The sequence below is a fragment of the uncultured Mucilaginibacter sp. genome (assembly GCF_937859865.1).
In the GTDB taxonomy this organism is placed as follows: Bacteria; Bacteroidota; Bacteroidia; order Sphingobacteriales; family Sphingobacteriaceae; genus Mucilaginibacter_A.
Map to the genome: position 1 here is coordinate 1 of NZ_CALMAT010000023.1, position 15,543 is coordinate 15,543.

Below are 15,543 nucleotides of genomic sequence, written 5' to 3' on the forward strand. Positions count from 1 at the left end.
CAACGATTGTGGAAGATGCCGGAATTGATGTGATGCTGGTTGGCGATTCGGCTTCTAACGTGATGGCCGGGCATGAAACTACGCTGCCCATCACGCTGGACCAGATGATCTATCATGCTTCTTCTGTTGTCCGCGCAGCAAAAAAAGCGCTGGTGGTGGTGGATTTGCCTTTCGGTTCTTATCAGGGAAATTCTAAAGAAGCATTGAATTCGGCCATTCGGATTATGAAAGAAGCGGGAGCACACGCGGTAAAAATGGAAGGCGGAACGGAAATTGCCGAATCGGTAACGCGGATTTTGGCAGCGGGAATCCCGGTGATGGGCCATTTGGGTTTAACGCCGCAATCCATTTATAAATTCGGGACTTATACCGTTCGTGCCAAAGAAGAAACGGAAGCGTTGAAGTTAAAATCGGATGCGCTGGCTTTGCAGGAACTGGGTTGTTTTGGTGTGGTTTTGGAGAAAATCCCGGCTAAATTAGCGCAGGAAGTAACCGAAAGTTTATCCATCCCAACCATTGGTATTGGTGCCGGCGGCAATTGCGACGGACAGGTTTTAGTAATCCACGATATGTTGGGTATGAACAAAGGTTTTAAACCGAGGTTTTTACGGCAATATGCAAACTTGTTTGACGAGATGAACCGCGCTGTAAAAGCTTATATTAACGATGTAAAGTCGAAAGATTTTCCGGGAGAAAAGGAGCAGTATTAAGTTTAGTTTTCGCCCTGCTGTCATTCCGACGATAGGAGGAATCTTCATCAAACAAAATCCTGCTGCTTTGAAGAAAATTTCTCCCGCTGGTCAAAATGACAGCGTATACTTCTTTTATCACTAAAAAATCATCATGCGCCAATCTCAATATATTCCAACGCCAACAGATATTACCGCAACAGATATTTTGTATGAAGACAACCACCTGATTGCCATCAACAAAAGGGCTGGGGATATTGTGCAGGTTGATGAAACCGGCGACGAGCCGCTGGACGAGAAGGTGAAACGCTACATCGCCCAAAAGTACAATAAGCCAAACGGCGCTTTTTTGGGCGTTGCCCATCGTTTAGACCGTCCGGTAAGCGGCGTTATCTTATTTGCCAAAACCAGCAAAGCTTTAGAACGGGTGAACGAAATGTTTAAAAGCCGCGATATGCACAAAACTTACTGGGCTGTAGTGCGCAATAAACCGGTTCCGGAAAGTGGAAATTTGGTGCATTGGCTGGTAAAAAACCAACAAAAAAACGTAACCACACCGCACAACAAAGAAGTAGCCGGAAGCCAGCGCGCCGAATTGAATTACCAGTTAATTGGCGAACTGAACAGTTTTTATTTGATCGAAATTGATCCGATAACCGGCCGCCCGCATCAAATCCGTGTGCAGCTTTCTACTTTGGGTTGCCCGATAGTTGGTGATAACAAATATGGTTATCCGCGTGGCAGTTTGAAAAAAAGCATTTGTTTGCACGCGCGCCGTTTGCAATTTATCCATCCGGTAAAAAAAGAACCAATAGATATTTTGGCTCCGCTGCCGAAAGACGGTTTTTGGGAAAAATTTGAAGTTTTTGGACACTGATTTTATTGGCATAAAAGAAGCATCGGTATCAATTTTCTTTCTATGCAAACAATGTGCATACTTTCTTTCTTAATAATTATCCGCATAATTATTGTTGGTTTAGCTAACCATATTGCGTTTGTACAGACGAAAAACTAAAACCTATTTTAGTTTTTGCTGATGTAAATATTTATAGCTAAAGGAAGAGTCTTTCGCCCTAAAACTTCTAAAATTATCAAAACATAAAAACAATGGCAAAAACAACCTGGAAACCCGATACCACGCATGGAGAGTTGGGCGCTAAAGAAAAAAAAGATTTGCCCGACAGCGTTTTCGCTTTTCCTGCACAGCGCAAAGAACCTATCACTGATGCTTCGCACGTTAAAAATGCTTTGGCACGTTTTGACCAAGTAAAAGATGTATCTGATGAGGACCGTGATTTGGCTTTTGCCAACATCAGGAAAGCCGCCGAGTATTATGACATTGAAGTACACGAAAAAGATTGGCACGAACTCGGTAAAAAGCCGCATACTAAAAACCCATCGAAATAAACACAAACTAAATAAAAAAGGAGAAAAACGAATGAGTGCAGACGACGTAATGGATGCGATTGCCAAACAGGAATGGCTTGAGGCAGCAGGCGATAAAATCCAACCAGCCATTATCAATACTTTTAAAGCAGGCGGAGAAGCCGGACAAAAGATCAAAAATTTTTTACACGGAACCTGGCTTGGCCATCCGCTTCACCCAATTATTACCGATGTTCCGGTTGGTTCATGGACGGCAGCGTTTGTACTGGATGCAATGGAACTGGCAGGCAATAAAAAGTACAAAGCCGGTGCTGATGCAGCCATTGCAATCGGGTTATTTGGAGCGGCAGGTGCAGCGGTTTCCGGGATGACAGACTGGTCTGGAACAACCAAGAAAAAACGTGCCATTGGTTTGATGCACGGACTTTTAAACATTAGTGCGACAGCAATTTATGCCACTTCTTATTATCTCCGTAAAAAAGAAGGTTCGAGAACAACGGCAATTGGTTTGGCCATGGTAGGCTACGGAATTACCAGCGCTTCGGCTTACTTGGGCGGACATTTAGTTTATGCAGAACAAGTTGGCGTTGACCATACCGCAATTTCGGTAGAATATCCAAAAGAATTTGTGGCTGTTTTGCCGGAAGCGGAATTAACAGAAAATTCGATGAAACGCGGCCAGGCAGGCGAAATTTCGGTATTGCTGGCTAAGAAAAACGGGGAAATATTTGCGCTGGCCAATACCTGTTCGCATTTGGGCGGGCCGCTTTGCGATGGCGATTTGCTGGATGATTGCAGCGTGCGTTGCCCTTGGCACCATTCCGTTTTTTCCTTAAAAGACGGAAGCGTAATTGACGGGCCGGCTACAGAACCGCAGCCAAAGTTTGAAACGCGTATAAACAACGGTCAAATTGAAGTTCGTTTAATTAAAAACGACAAGCAGTAAATATTAACTTGGATTTTATACCGATAAAAGAAGCATTACAATTGGATGCTTCTTTTATCATATAAAATTTGTTAAGGAACAAATGTTTCCAATACTTTAAAACCTGTTGTGGTTTTTAATTGTATATTTTTAATTGCATTTGGGATTAAAATACAATCGCCTCTTTTAACTTGGAACTTTTGATTGTTGCCAATTAAATCATAAGCACCATCAACACAAACATGGATCACAAAAGAATCCAAAGTTGTATAATCCCGGTTTGTGTTATCTGTAAATTCTAAAACATTGGTTGTAAAATACGGACAAGTTACAGCCTCAACAGCTTCGTTGGTTTTATGCGGATACTTGGATTTGTATTCCGGGTAAACTTTGTAATCAATTGCGGCTAAAGCTTCTTCGGTGTGCAGTTCGCGTTTCTGGCCTTTGTCATCAACGCGGTCAAAATCATAAATGCGATAAGTAATATCCGAAGTTTGCTGGATTTCTGCAATCAGCAAACCTTTTCCAATCGTATGGACGCGGCCGGCCGGTAAAAAGAAAATATCTCCTTTTTCTACCTCTTCTTTGTTTAGAATATCTGAAAGCTTGCCGTTGTTTAACTTCTCCAAGTAAAGCTTTTCATCAACCTGCTGGTTAAAACCCGAAATTAAGGTTGCGCCGGGATCAGCTTGCAACACATACCACATTTCGGTTTTGCCGAAAGAATTATGGCGTCTTTTGCCCAATTCATCGTTTGGATGAACTTGAATGGAAAGGTCATCATTGGCATCAATAAACTTTATAAGTAATGGAAATTCGGTTCCGAATTTTTCAAAAACTTTGTTTCCGGCCAGTTCGCCTTGGTATTCTTCCAGCAAATCTGTCAAAGCTTTTCCTGCCAACTCACCTTCGACAACTACAGAAATATCGCCTTTTACACCGGAAACTTCCCAGGTTTCGCCACAGTTAGGCAGCGGCGCAAAATCTTTTCCTAAAACAGTTTTTATTTTTTCGCCACCCCAGATTTTATCTTTGTAGATGGTTTTAAATTTTAATGGATACAATTGAGACATATTTTATTCAATAGTTTTTAGTATGTTTTTTATTGCAATAATTAAAGATGGCAATAATTCGTTCTTCGTGTACCAAATAATTTGATAATCAATTCCAAAGTATTCGTGTACAAGTTTATTTCTAAACCCTCTTATTTTTTCCCATTCTATATTTGGAAGCGAATTTTTGATACTTTGTGAAAGCTTATTAGAAGCTTCACCAATAATTTCAAAGTTCCTGATTACCGCGTCTATTGTTTTCTTATCATTCAAAAATTCTTGATAAGTATAAGACGAAGTATAATCAACAATACTTTCGGCACTTTCTAAAATATCCATAAGTAATAATTTAGAATTTCTTTTAGACATATAATATTTCCGGTTCAATTACTTCATAATACCTTGGTTTGATTCCATTTCTTGAGACTAAATCAACTTTTCGATTTAATTTTTCTTCCAGTTCATATGCAAGGGTTATAAAATCTGATCCTATTGGCTTACTAAAACTTACTACAATATCAATATCGCTTTGATCTGTAAAATCATCACGGACAATAGAACCAAAAAGCCCTAAGGAACTTACACCATATTTAGATGTCAGTTCTGGTTTAAGCTGTTGCAGGATAAATTGTACTTCTTCAAGATAGGCCATAAACAAATATATGTGTTTCTAATTTTGAGTTAAGAAATTACGGGGATTTCTAATTGCTTGCAAATCTTTTTACAAAGCTGATTATCTAATTCCTGGTGTCGGCCAACAGATGTTTGCTTTAGATTAGCAGGATTTTGATAGATCGCATGGTTTGTTCCTTCCCGAAGCAATTGACAACCACTTTTTTGGAGATGTTTGATCAAAGCAGAACGCTTCATCAGTTTAATTCGAGTTCTTCAACAAAAGTTGATTTATCAATATATTCTTTTTTAGTCAGTTCTTTATTTACTTCTAAAATCAATTTTAAAGCATCAAGCAAATTTTCTTTTACTTCTTCAATTGTTTTGCCCTGGGCCAATGCTGCCGGTATTTCTTCTACCTGACCAACAAACCAGCCGTTTTCGCCTTTTTCTATGATTGCTGTAAACTTCATAATCAAATGTAAGAATGTATTTTAATAAAGAAGCACGCTTTCTTTTCACAGAACGTGCTTCTTTTATCGATCAAAAATCAGTGTTGATTAACCCAATTTTGCTTTCAGATTTTCGTCAATCGCTTCTAAAAATTCTTCAGTGTATAAATAATCACGACCGTGTTCTACTTTATTGCCGTGGATACAAACGGCTAAGTCTTTCGTCATTTTGCCGCTTTCTACGGTTTCGATACAAACTTCTTCCAAGGTTTTGCAAAAGTTGATCAATTCCTGGTTGCCGTCTAAAATCCCGCGGAACTCTAAACCACGCGTCCAGGCAAAAATAGAAGCAATTGGGTTGGTTGAAGTTGGTTTTCCGGCCTGATGGTCGCGGTAGTGGCGTGTAACCGTTCCATGGGCAGCTTCGGCTTCCATCGTTTTTCCGTCAGGCGTAACCAATGTCGAAGTCATCAAACCTAAAGAACCAAAACCCTGCGCAACGGTATCAGATTGAACATCACCATCGTAATTTTTACAAGCCCAAACAAAATTACCGTTCCATTTTAAAGCAGAAGCAACCATGTCATCAATTAAACGATGCTCGTAAGTAATGCTGGCTTCTGTAAACTTGGTTTTGTAATCCTGCTGATAAATCTCTTCAAAAATATCTTTAAAACGGCCATCGTATTTTTTCAAAATGGTATTTTTGGTGGATAAATATAAAGGCCAGCCTTTCATCAAAGCCTGGTTAAAACAAGCATGTGCAAAACCACGGATAGATTCATCCGTATTGTACATGGCCAAAGCAACGCCATCACCTTTAAAATTATACACTTCAAAAGATTGCTCTTCGCCACCATCTTCCGGTGTAAATTTGATGGTTAACTTGCCTTTTCCTTTGGTAACAAAATCGGTTGCGCGGTATTGATCGCCAAAAGCATGGCGGCCAATGCAGATAGGAGCGGTCCAGTTTGGAACCAAACGTGGCACATTGCTCATTACAATTGGTTCGCGGAAAACGGTTCCGTCCAGAATATTACGGATCGTTCCGTTTGGCGATTTCCACATTTGTTTCAACCCAAACTCTTCTACACGGGCTTCGTCCGGAGTAATGGTTGCGCATTTGATGCCCACGCCGCAAGCTTTGATCGCATTTGCTGCATCAATCGTAACTTGGTCATTGGTTTCATCACGGTACTCAATGCCCAAATCAAAATATTGAATATCCAGATCCAGGTAAGAAAGGATCAGTTTGTCTTTGATAAATTTCCAGATGATTCGGGTCATCTCGTCGCCATCCAGTTCTACAACCGGATTGTTCACTTTAATTTTCTGTGCCATAGAAGTTTTTTAAAAGCAGTGCTGTTTTTAGCGTTTCAAATATATAAAATTGCAATTACGGCAGTTGTGGTTTTTGTCAGAAAAATATGCAAACCCTGTAAAACCTTAAAACTTATAGCCTGATTTTTTCTTTATCCCTAAAATAAACACAATCATGAGCAATCCAAATCCATTATTGCCTGGTTCAGACGAAAACCTGGACCGCGACAAAAAATTAAAAGACGACTTGGGCGATAGGACTGACCCGGACGATTTGTTATATAATGCTGAAAAAAACAGTTATGAGATTGATGTAAAAAGCGAAGACCCGGATTATCAGCACGATTTTCCGTATAATACCGCTGCACCAAACGGCGAAGATTTCAATTCGACGTATGACGAAGCAAACCCGGAAGCGGTTGACGAATACATCCCGCACGAAACGTTGGCGACTGATGTTGACGGTTTGGACAATTTGGGAATGCACGTGGACACCGGACAAAGCATTGAGTTAGACCCAATTGATGAAATTTTGGCCCGTACACCGGAAGATGATCGTGATGACCTGGACGAAGAAGGCTATCCAAAAAACGATCGCGGCATTGACGCCGAAGGTTATCCAAAAAAGGATGCCGGCGACAACGATGACCAGTTGTTTAAGTAATCAGTCAATCTCCAGGTTAAAACGCTTTTTCAATTCCGCCAGTTCCGGGTTTTTGTTAACCATGTACTGAAACTTTTCGACTGGCGAATATGGTTTCCTCGACCCGGATTGTTCTTCAATCCGGGTTTGTATTTCAATGTTAAAATTTTTCAGTTCCGAACGCAAAAAGTTCATCAGGTTCGGTTTATCTTCCCTGAAAGTATTTTCCTGCGTTTTGTTTTCCAGCACCAACTCAAACACATACGGTTTCAGCATCACCGGTTTTTGATGGGTAAAAACAGTATGCAGCGTCATGCTTTTGTTTTCGGCTTTGGCTTTGGCGGCATACTCATTCCACTTTTTTAAAAACGTTTCGGGATCAAAATCTTCAAAATCTGTCCCTTTCAAATACGGGTCTTCGTCAACTGTTTCCTGCAAACTCGTTTTGGCCAGATCTTTTAAGGAAGGGATTTTAACCGAAGTGGAAGCGCCATTTAAGTTTGGAATAAACAACGTAGATTTTTCTGCTGGCTTCTCTACTGTTTTTACCGGTATATTTTCTTCAGATTTAGAAACAGGTTTTTCAACAGGTTTTGGTTCGGTTGCTTCCGGTTGGGCAATTGTTTTTGCTTCGGGAACAGTTACCGTTTCAACAACTTTTGGCTTTATTTCGGGTAGCGTTTCCTGAATTTTTGCCAGTGGCGGAGAAATTACAGCATCAGTTTTTTTTTTAAGGGTTTCTTCCGGGCGGCTTAAATTGGATGCTTCTTTTACCAGGTTAAAAGCAGCGTTGATGTGGCACATTTTGATCAAAGCCAGTTCTACCTGCAAGCGTTGATTTTTGCTGATCTTGTAATTGAGATCGCATTGATTGGCCAAATTTAAAGCCGAAACCAAAAAAGAAACTGAAGTTTGCTGCGCTTGCTGCTCGTACTTTTTGCGGATGCCTTCGCTCACTTCCAGCAGTTTTAAAGTTGCCGTATCTTTCCCGACCAACAAATTCCGGAAATGGTTGGACAAGCCCGAAATGAAATGATAACCATCAAAACCATTGGCCAAAATCTCGTTCAAAATCAGTAAGCTTTGCGAAGTGTTTTCTGCAAGAATGCAATCTGTCAATCTAAAATAATAATCGTAATCGAGGATGTTCAGGTTATCAATCACCAACTTATAAGTGATTTCTTTTCCGCCCGAAAAACTAACGATCTGGTCAAACATGGACAAAGCATCGCGCAAACCGCCATCTGCTTTTTGGGCGATAATGTGCAATCCGTCTTCCTCGTAACTGATCTGCTCTTTTTGCGCGATAAATTCTAAGTGGCGCGTCATGTCATCCACCTGAATTCTGTTGAAATCAAAAATCTGGCAGCGAGATAAAATAGTTGGCAAAATTTTATGCTTTTCAGTTGTGGCCAAAATAAAAATGGCGTAAGGCGGCGGTTCTTCCAGCGTTTTTAAAAACGCGTTAAAAGCCGCCTGCGAAAGCATATGCACTTCATCAATAATGTAAACTTTGTAACGGCCAAATTGCGGCGGAATGCGCACCTGCTCAATCAGATTGCGGATATCATCCACCGAGTTGTTGGAAGCCGCATCCAGTTCGTGTACATTAAAAGAATTGCCGTTTTGAAAAGCGCGGCACGAATCGCAAACGCCGCAAGCTTCTATATCCGGCTGCAAGTTTTGGCAGTTGATGGTTTTGGCCAGGATACGGGCGCAGGTAGTTTTGCCCACGCCGCGCGGCCCGCAAAATAAAAATGCCTGGGCAAGCTGGTTATTTTTGATCGCGTTTTTGAGCGTACCGGTGATATGGCGCTGGCCGACAACACTTTCAAACGTAACGGGGCGATATTTACGGGCTGAAACAACAAAATTATCCATCAAGGCGAAGTTAAACAGAAGCTTGGGTTTGTGCAAGAAATGATTGCAATGCTGTTTTTACCGGCATAAAAACAGCATCAAAGATTATTTGTATTTTTGGAAGCAACACAAAAGCTTATGCAATTTTCTGACCTCGACCTTAATAAAACCTACACCTACGCCGATTATTTAAAATGGACTTTTGATGAACGGCTGGAACTGATTAAAGGAAAAATCTTTCCGATGAGCCCGGCTCCGGCAGAAATTCATCAACGGATATCAACTGTTGTTGCAAATGAACTGTACAATAATTTGAAAGGAAAACCTTGCCGGGTTTATTCAGCTCCTTTTGATGTTCGTTTGATGCGAAAATCTAAAAAAGATAAAGAAATTGCCACAGTTTTGCAGCCAGATATTTGTGTGATTTGTGATTTGAACAACATTGATGATCGTGGTTGTATTGGTGCACCTGATATTGTTGTGGAAATTCTTTCGCCAGGTAACAACAAAAAGGAACTGCAAAATAAGTATGAGGTTTATGAAGAAGCCGGCGTAAAGGAATATTGGATTATAAACCCTTACGGCAAAACCTTTTTAAAATATATCTTGGATGAAAACGGACAGTTTCAATCCACAAAATTATTAACGTTGGGTGATGAAGTTACCAGTTCAATTTTACCAAAGTTTACTTTAAACTTGGATGAAGTTTTTGCTGACTAAAATAAACCAAACAAGTACTTAATCTATTCAATACTGTTTTTATCACCTTAAAATTGTAATAGAGAAGTATAGTTTATGAAAAATAAAGATTTATAATTATGCAATTTTCTGACCTCGACCTTAATAAAACCTACACCTACGCCGATTATTTAAAATGGACTTTTGATGAACGGCTGGAACTGATTAAAGGGAAAATATTTCCGATGAGTCCGGCACCTGCGGAAATCCATCAACGGATATCACATAAAGTAAATTTGGCGTTAGGCAATAACTTGTATGGTAAACCTTGCGCTGTTTACGCAGCACCTTTTGATGTTCGCTTAATCCTAAAATCTAAAAAAGACAAAGAAATCATTACAGTTTTGCAACCTGATATCTGTGTGATTTGTGATTTAAGCAAAATTGATGACCGCGGTTGCCTCGGTGCGCCTGATATTGTTGTGGAAATCCTTTCTCCCGGAAACAACAAAAAGGAACTTAAAAACAAATATGAAGTTTACGAAGAAGCGGGCGTAAAGGAATTTTGGATCATCCATCCGCAGGAAAAAACGTTTTTTAAATATGTTTTGGATGAAGCGGGAAAGTTTATGCCCACGAATTTACTGACTTTTGGCGACGAAGTTACAAGTTCAATTTTGCCAGGTTTCGCTTTAAATTTAGATGAAGTTTTTGCAGATCGGTTGGGTGGAACAAGCAGTTAACTGCATACTGTTTTTAGGCACATAAAAACAGTATGCGTTGTTTCAAACTAAAAATCAAAAACAATAGATGAACGGATCAAAGCAAAAGACCCATACCAATCCAATTATTAATGCTGATTTTCCGGACCCTTCCGTAATCCATGTTCCTGGCGACGGTTATTACGCTTATGGCACACATGATGCGCCTTCGCCTACGGTCAATAACATCCAGTTAAGTTATTCTAAAGATTTAACCCAATGGGCAAAACCAGAAGGAGCGTTGGTAGAACCGCCGGTTTGGGCAAAAAACTGTGAAAAATTTTGGGCGCCGCAAGTGGTAAAAGTTGGTTTAGAGTACCGCTTGTATTACGCCGCTGAACCGGATACCAAAGACGGCATGTGCCTGGCTTTGGCCATTTCCAACGAACCACATGGTTTCCGCGATATTGGAAAACCGCTGGCACAAATCCCAGGCTCCACTTACCGGATGATTGACCCGTGCTTCTTTTACGATGCAAAAACCGGTAAGAATTTGTTGTTTTATGGTTCGGCGCACGAACCGATTAGTGTGGTGGAAGTTGCCGAAGATGGCTTTTCGATCATTAGCAAACCCATTGATGTACTTTTTGCAAAACCGGGTGTAAAGTTTGAAACTTTGCGTGAAGGTGCTTTTATAACTTACCAGCCAAAATTTGACCGTTATTTAATGTGGGTTTCGGGCGATAACACCTGGGCCGAAAATGGTTACGCCATCAGCGTTTTTTGGTCTGATGACCCGCAGAAAGAATTTCAACCCATTCCCGGAGACCACCTTATTTTAAAACCGAACGAACAATGGGATGCGCCCGGACAAAATTGTATTTTAACAGATGCTGATGGCAATGATTGGATTTTTTATCACGCCGTGGATACTCAAGACCGTTTTATTGCCGGAACCAACAAGTTTAAACGCAAAATGTGTATGGAACGTGTTTGGTATGATGAGCAAGGCTGGCCCAGTATTTAAACTTGGATTGTACCTTTTTATTTATTTGCCTTAATTCAGTTTTTATTTTCAACATAAATCAACATCTTGCGTAAAAACCGGAACTTTCATTTATGATAAAAAAGTACTTTCCGCTGTTACGTGTTTCGCATTACGTCAAAAACTTTTACATATTTCTGCCACTGTTTTTTTCGGGCGAAATATTAAACCATGACAAGTTTTTAAAATCTTTACCTGTGTTTTTTGCTTTTTGTTTTGCCGCAAGTTCCATTTATATCTTTAACGATTTGATGGATATTGATTACGACCGGCAGCATCCAATTAAAAGAAATCGCCCAATCCCGTCCGGAAAAATATCCAAACCTGAAGCTTACATTTTAGCTGCAATTTTACTTGCAATTGCTGTCGCGATTGGGTTTGGTATTTCCAACCAGGTTTTACTTGTTGTTTTAGCTTATTATATTTTAAACATATTTTACTCTATCAAATTAAAAAACTTTGCGCTGATTGATGTAACCATTATCAGTATTGGTTTTGATTTGCGCGTAATTGCAGGCGGCCTGGCAACCGGAATATTGGTTAGTAAATGGCTGATGATTATGGTTTTTTTGTTGTCCATGTTTCAGGCACTTTCCAAAAGAATGGACGATTTGTATTTGATGTTAAAAGATGCTGACAAGCAAGTGAGGCGGTCCATTCATGGTTATAGCATTGAATTTCTTCAAATTGTTTTATCCATGTTGACGGGCGTAATGTTGGTTTGTTACATCATGTACATCATTTCTCCCGAAATTTTGAACAGGCTGGGCGAATATTCTTATTTTACAACCTTGTTTGTTTTACTTGGATTATTGCGCTACCTGCAAATAACTTTTGTAAAAAAGACAAGTGGTTCTCCGGTTAAAATTTTAGTGAACGACCGTTTTATACAATTGAGCATTTTATGCTGGTTGATTTCTTTTGCTTTTTTAATCTACATCAAATGAAAAAATCTTTCATAGCAATCGTCCTGATTATTGTTGCAATTTATGCTTATTTCACTTTCACTTTTGCTTTTAATGGTTATCCCGGTTTTATACAAGATTCAACCTGCTTTTTGCCAACGGCTTATTTTATCAATCATTTTCATCAGTTAATTAATCCTTTGTATGATGCGGGACTTGATCCGATTCATCATCGTTTTCTTTTTTATCCACCTTTGTTTCCTTGTGTTGTTGCTTTAATCAATAGTTTGATGCCCGAGTTTTACAACAACATGCAAGTAAGCCAGTCTTTTATAGATTTAATGAGTTTGATTGTACTGCTGTTGGCTGTTTATGTTTATACCATCAAAAGAAAAGTTCATGCTTCTTTTACCTTATATTTTTGGGTGATACTTTGGCTTTTTGCGTTGTTTTCTTTTTATGGCGTACAGGAAGGCCGGCCCGAGGTTTTGTGTAAGTTCTTCATTTCCTGCTTTTTGCTGAACAATGTTTACAGAAGCAAGCGGTTTTGTAATTTTAACAATGGCATTTTGGTAACGTTGAATATGATTACCTCGCCGGTTTCTACTTTTTATTTGATATTGATAACTGCCGGTTTACTTTTTTACCGGAACGAATTTAGAATAAAACCTATCCTGCAAACTGCTTTGGGTTTTGTCATTATTGCCGGCATTTTTACAATTGTTTATCCGTATCATATTGTAGAATTGATCCAAGCTTTACGCCAACATTCAAAAAATGTAATTGTAAACCGTTATAGCACAAACTCATTAAAAACGTTTGTCAGCTTTTACATCACTTATACTTATGCACCGTTTTTAATCTTTAATTTTCTAATTCCGATTATTTATGTTGCACGTAATTTGGTTAAAAAAAGAATGATAATTGCGTTGGGTTTACTTGCAGTTTTATCAATATTGGTATCTTATTTTTCTTTCAGGGATATGCCGATGAATTACAACATGCTTGTTTTATCGCCTGTTTTTTTCTTTGTTTTATTCGTCATAATCACACAACTATTTATGGGCGATAAAAGAAGTATGCTTTTTAAAATTTCATCAATTGGTATTGCGTTTATCTTGTTTGTAAATTCGATTGGTTTTATCCGCAGAACCTTGCTTTTTTATGGCACGCAAGATGATAGTAAAATCACTTATAACAATTTCAGGACTGAATTTTTGAAAGTTGCGGCGCAAACAAACAAAGGCAAAAAAGTAGGCATTACCTTTTCGTTATGGCCTTATTGTTTGGATCATTATAAAAATATCACTTTAAACCAAACGGATACTTCTATCCAATATTTGATGGTGCAACAATTGTATTCTGGTGCAACTGAACCGCCAACATTAAAAGATTATAAATTAATCAAAAACAACTTTATCAACAAACATCCAAAGTTGGGGAAGATTCCTTTAGGCAATACTTATCCCTGGTTTCAAACTGCTATTTATGAACGAAAGTAAAGCCATTGCTTTTTTTGATTTTGACGGAACGATAACCAACCGCGATATTTTTTGGGACTTTACTTTTTTTCGGTTAAAAAATGGTTTGTCGGTTTTAAAAATTATCCATGCAATCCCTGATTTTACTTTATATCTTGGCAAAGTTTTAAACAACAAACAAGCCAAACAAAGGATTTTTAGCAAATTGTTTAAAGATGAAAGTTTGGATAGTTTCAATAACTCAGTTGAGAAGTATTATCAATCCTATCTTCACAAAAGAATCAAAAAAGATGCTTTAGACCGAATTAACTGGCATAAAAACAGTATGCATCAGGTTTGTTTGGTTAGTGCCAACTTTGATCTGATATTACAAAAGTTTGCACAATCCAATCAAATCCAATTAATTTCAACACAAATACAAGTGGAGGATAATTTGATTACTGGCAAATTTGCAACCCGCAATTGTTATGGCGAAGAGAAAGTTAACAGGATCAAAAGTGCTTTCCCCAACTTAAATTCCTACACTAAAATCTATGCTTACGGCGATAGCAAAGGCGATTTGCAAATGCTGGACTTGGCTACAGAAAAGTTTTATTGCTTCTTTAAAAAGTAAATTTTTCTTTCTACATTTGCGCTCCGCTTTTGGCGGGTAAATCATTAAATACCAACAGCAAAGAATGCAACAGTACGAAACAGTAATCGTTCTTACCCCGTTGTTATCTGTAGATGTAGCGAAAGAGGCCATTGCCAAATTCACTAAAATTTTGACAGATAACGGAGCCGAAATTATCCAGGAGGATAATTGGGGTTTGAGAAAATTAGCGTACCCTGTACAAAAAAAGAGTACAGGTTACTATCACCTAACTGAATACAAGGCCCCGGGTGAACTAATTAACAAACTGGAAACTGAGTTCCGACGTGATGAGCGCGTGCTTCGTTTTTTAACTATTTCTCTGGATAAACATGCCATCGCTTACAACGAGAAAAAACGCAGCGGTGCTTTTAACCAGCGCAAACCAAAAGCAGAGGAGGCCGTAGCAAGATAATGGCAAACGATCAGATTAAATACGTTACCGCCCCTAAAGTAGAGGACAACCGTAAAAAATATTGCCGTTTTAAAAAGAACGGCATCAAGTACATTGATTACAAAGACGCTAACTTTTTAATGAAGTTCATCAACGATCAGGGTAAATTGTTGCCACGCCGTTTAACCGGAACTTCTTTAAAATTTCAGCGCAAAGTGGCACAAGCTGTTAAACGCGCACGCCATATTGGTTTGTTGCCTTACGTTGCAGACTCGTTAAAATAGGAGGACACGAAATGGAAGTTATTTTAAAACAAGACATCAAGAACCTCGGCGAGAAAGATGATGTAGTAAATGTAAAGCCAGGATACGGTCGCAATTATTTGATTCCGAAAGGGTTTGCAAGTATGGCAACCGAATCTGCACGCAAAGTTTTGGCCGAAAACCTGAAACAAGCTGCTTTTAAACAAGATAAAATACGCAAAGATGCAGACGCCATTGCAGCCCGTTTGGAAGGCGTAACGCTTACCATCGGTGCAAAAGCCGGCGAAAGCGGTAAAATTTTTGGTGCCATCAATACCATCCAGGTTTCAGATGCTTTGAAAAAACAAGGCTTTGATGTTGACCGCCGCAAAATTACTTTTGACAGCGATCCTAAGTTTGTTGGCGATTATGTTGCCAATTTAAACTTGCACAAAGAAGTAAAAGTGAAAGTTCCGTTTACGGTTGTTGCTGAGTAAGAAATCGGGAAGTCAAAAAAGTCCGAAAGA

21 protein-coding genes are annotated in these 15,543 nt (G+C 39.1%); 14 read left to right on the top strand and 7 right to left on the bottom strand.

From position 1 onward, the window contains the following. The 4 genes from panB to Q0192_RS02910 all read left to right on the top strand — a co-directional run. Nucleotides 1–710 (top strand): 3-methyl-2-oxobutanoate hydroxymethyltransferase (panB, locus tag Q0192_RS02895; protein WP_299285810.1); only part of this gene is annotated, 710 nt, incomplete at its 5' end. Nucleotides 711–843: 133 nt separating this feature from the next. After that, nucleotides 844–1,566, top strand: a complete 723-nt coding sequence (locus Q0192_RS02900) for an RluA family pseudouridine synthase (RefSeq protein ID WP_299285813.1) — start codon at nt 844–846, stop codon at nt 1,564–1,566. 230 nt (nt 1,567–1,796) lie between these two features. After that, a complete protein-coding gene (locus Q0192_RS02905) occupies nt 1,797–2,096 on the top strand; it encodes a DUF6582 domain-containing protein (protein ID WP_299285816.1) in 300 nt (99 codons plus the stop codon). A gap of 31 nt (nt 2,097–2,127) precedes the next feature. Beyond that, nucleotides 2,128–3,021, top strand: a complete 894-nt coding sequence (locus tag Q0192_RS02910; RefSeq protein WP_299285819.1) for a DUF2231 domain-containing protein — start codon at nt 2,128–2,130, stop codon at nt 3,019–3,021. A gap of 71 nt (nt 3,022–3,092) precedes the next feature. Here the strand turns inward: Q0192_RS02910 and Q0192_RS02915 are convergent, their stop codons facing one another. The 6 genes from Q0192_RS02915 to Q0192_RS02940 form a co-directional block, all read right to left on the bottom strand. Further along, nucleotides 3,093–4,073 (bottom strand): type I phosphomannose isomerase catalytic subunit, encoded by a 981-nt coding sequence (locus tag Q0192_RS02915; RefSeq protein WP_299285822.1) that lies wholly within the window; start codon nt 4,071–4,073, stop codon nt 3,093–3,095. A gap of 3 nt (nt 4,074–4,076) precedes the next feature. Then, nucleotides 4,077–4,391 (bottom strand): DUF86 domain-containing protein, encoded by a 315-nt coding sequence (locus tag Q0192_RS02920; RefSeq protein WP_299285824.1) that lies wholly within the window; start codon nt 4,389–4,391, stop codon nt 4,077–4,079. A 22-nt stretch (nt 4,392–4,413) separates the two neighbouring features. Next, nucleotides 4,414–4,704 carry a nucleotidyltransferase family protein gene (locus tag Q0192_RS02925; protein WP_299285827.1) on the bottom strand — a complete coding sequence of 97 codons (291 nt, stop codon included), beginning with the start codon at nt 4,702–4,704 and terminating at the stop codon, nt 4,414–4,416. Nucleotides 4,705–4,733: 29 nt separating this feature from the next. After that, nucleotides 4,734–4,922, bottom strand: coding sequence for a type II toxin-antitoxin system HicA family toxin (locus tag Q0192_RS02930; RefSeq protein ID WP_299285830.1), 189 nt, complete (start codon nt 4,920–4,922; stop codon nt 4,734–4,736). Then, a complete protein-coding gene (locus tag Q0192_RS02935) occupies nt 4,922–5,137 on the bottom strand; it encodes a type II toxin-antitoxin system HicB family antitoxin (RefSeq protein WP_299285833.1) in 216 nt (71 codons plus the stop codon). The genes Q0192_RS02930 and Q0192_RS02935 overlap by 1 nt, the downstream gene beginning before the upstream one ends. Before the next feature lie 87 nt (nt 5,138–5,224). After that, nucleotides 5,225–6,457 carry an NADP-dependent isocitrate dehydrogenase gene (locus Q0192_RS02940; protein WP_299285836.1) on the bottom strand — a complete coding sequence of 411 codons (1,233 nt, stop codon included), beginning with the start codon at nt 6,455–6,457 and terminating at the stop codon, nt 5,225–5,227. 154 nt (nt 6,458–6,611) lie between these two features. Here Q0192_RS02940 and Q0192_RS02945 point away from each other — a divergent pair, with 154 nt between their 5' ends. Beyond that, complete coding sequence (locus tag Q0192_RS02945) at nt 6,612–7,100, top strand: hypothetical protein (protein WP_299285839.1); 489 nt, start codon at nt 6,612–6,614, stop codon at nt 7,098–7,100. Here the strand turns inward: Q0192_RS02945 and Q0192_RS02950 are convergent, their stop codons facing one another. Then, on the bottom strand, nt 7,101–8,960 hold the full coding sequence (locus Q0192_RS02950; protein WP_299285842.1) for a DNA polymerase III subunit gamma/tau: 1,860 nt from the start codon (nt 8,958–8,960) through the stop codon (nt 7,101–7,103). Nucleotides 8,961–9,077: 117 nt separating this feature from the next. On the opposite strand from Q0192_RS02950, the gene Q0192_RS02955 reads away from it, so the two are divergent. The 9 genes from Q0192_RS02955 (at nt 9,078) to rplI (ending at nt 15,513) form a co-directional block, all read left to right on the top strand. After that, a complete protein-coding gene (locus Q0192_RS02955) occupies nt 9,078–9,659 on the top strand; it encodes a Uma2 family endonuclease (RefSeq protein ID WP_299285845.1) in 582 nt (193 codons plus the stop codon). Nucleotides 9,660–9,757: 98 nt separating this feature from the next. Then, on the top strand, nt 9,758–10,360 hold the full coding sequence (locus Q0192_RS02960; protein ID WP_299285848.1) for a Uma2 family endonuclease: 603 nt from the start codon (nt 9,758–9,760) through the stop codon (nt 10,358–10,360). A gap of 67 nt (nt 10,361–10,427) precedes the next feature. Beyond that, nucleotides 10,428–11,345 carry a family 43 glycosylhydrolase gene (locus Q0192_RS02965; RefSeq protein WP_299285852.1) on the top strand — a complete coding sequence of 306 codons (918 nt, stop codon included), beginning with the start codon at nt 10,428–10,430 and terminating at the stop codon, nt 11,343–11,345. A gap of 92 nt (nt 11,346–11,437) precedes the next feature. Next, entirely contained in the window at nt 11,438–12,310 is an 873-nt protein-coding gene (locus Q0192_RS02970; RefSeq protein WP_299285856.1) for a UbiA prenyltransferase family protein, read from the top strand. Then, nucleotides 12,307–13,770: a hypothetical protein gene (locus Q0192_RS02975; RefSeq protein WP_299285859.1), complete on the top strand. Its 1,464-nt coding sequence runs from the start codon at nt 12,307–12,309 to the stop codon at nt 13,768–13,770. The genes Q0192_RS02970 and Q0192_RS02975 overlap by 4 nt, the downstream gene beginning before the upstream one ends. Beyond that, nucleotides 13,757–14,362 carry an HAD-IB family hydrolase gene (locus Q0192_RS02980; RefSeq protein ID WP_299285862.1) on the top strand — a complete coding sequence of 202 codons (606 nt, stop codon included), beginning with the start codon at nt 13,757–13,759 and terminating at the stop codon, nt 14,360–14,362. The genes Q0192_RS02975 and Q0192_RS02980 overlap by 14 nt, the downstream gene beginning before the upstream one ends. Nucleotides 14,363–14,426: 64 nt before the next feature. Beyond that, nucleotides 14,427–14,795: a 30S ribosomal protein S6 gene (gene rpsF, locus Q0192_RS02985; protein ID WP_299285865.1), complete on the top strand. Its 369-nt coding sequence runs from the start codon at nt 14,427–14,429 to the stop codon at nt 14,793–14,795. Next, a complete protein-coding gene (rpsR, locus tag Q0192_RS02990; protein ID WP_157566583.1) occupies nt 14,795–15,058 on the top strand; it encodes a 30S ribosomal protein S18 in 264 nt (87 codons plus the stop codon). Before rpsF ends, rpsR begins: the two co-directional genes overlap by 1 nt. Before the next feature lie 11 nt (nt 15,059–15,069). Continuing rightward, complete coding sequence (rplI, locus tag Q0192_RS02995) at nt 15,070–15,513, top strand: 50S ribosomal protein L9 (RefSeq protein ID WP_299285874.1); 444 nt, start codon at nt 15,070–15,072, stop codon at nt 15,511–15,513. The last annotated feature ends 30 nt before the right edge of the window (nt 15,514–15,543 follow it).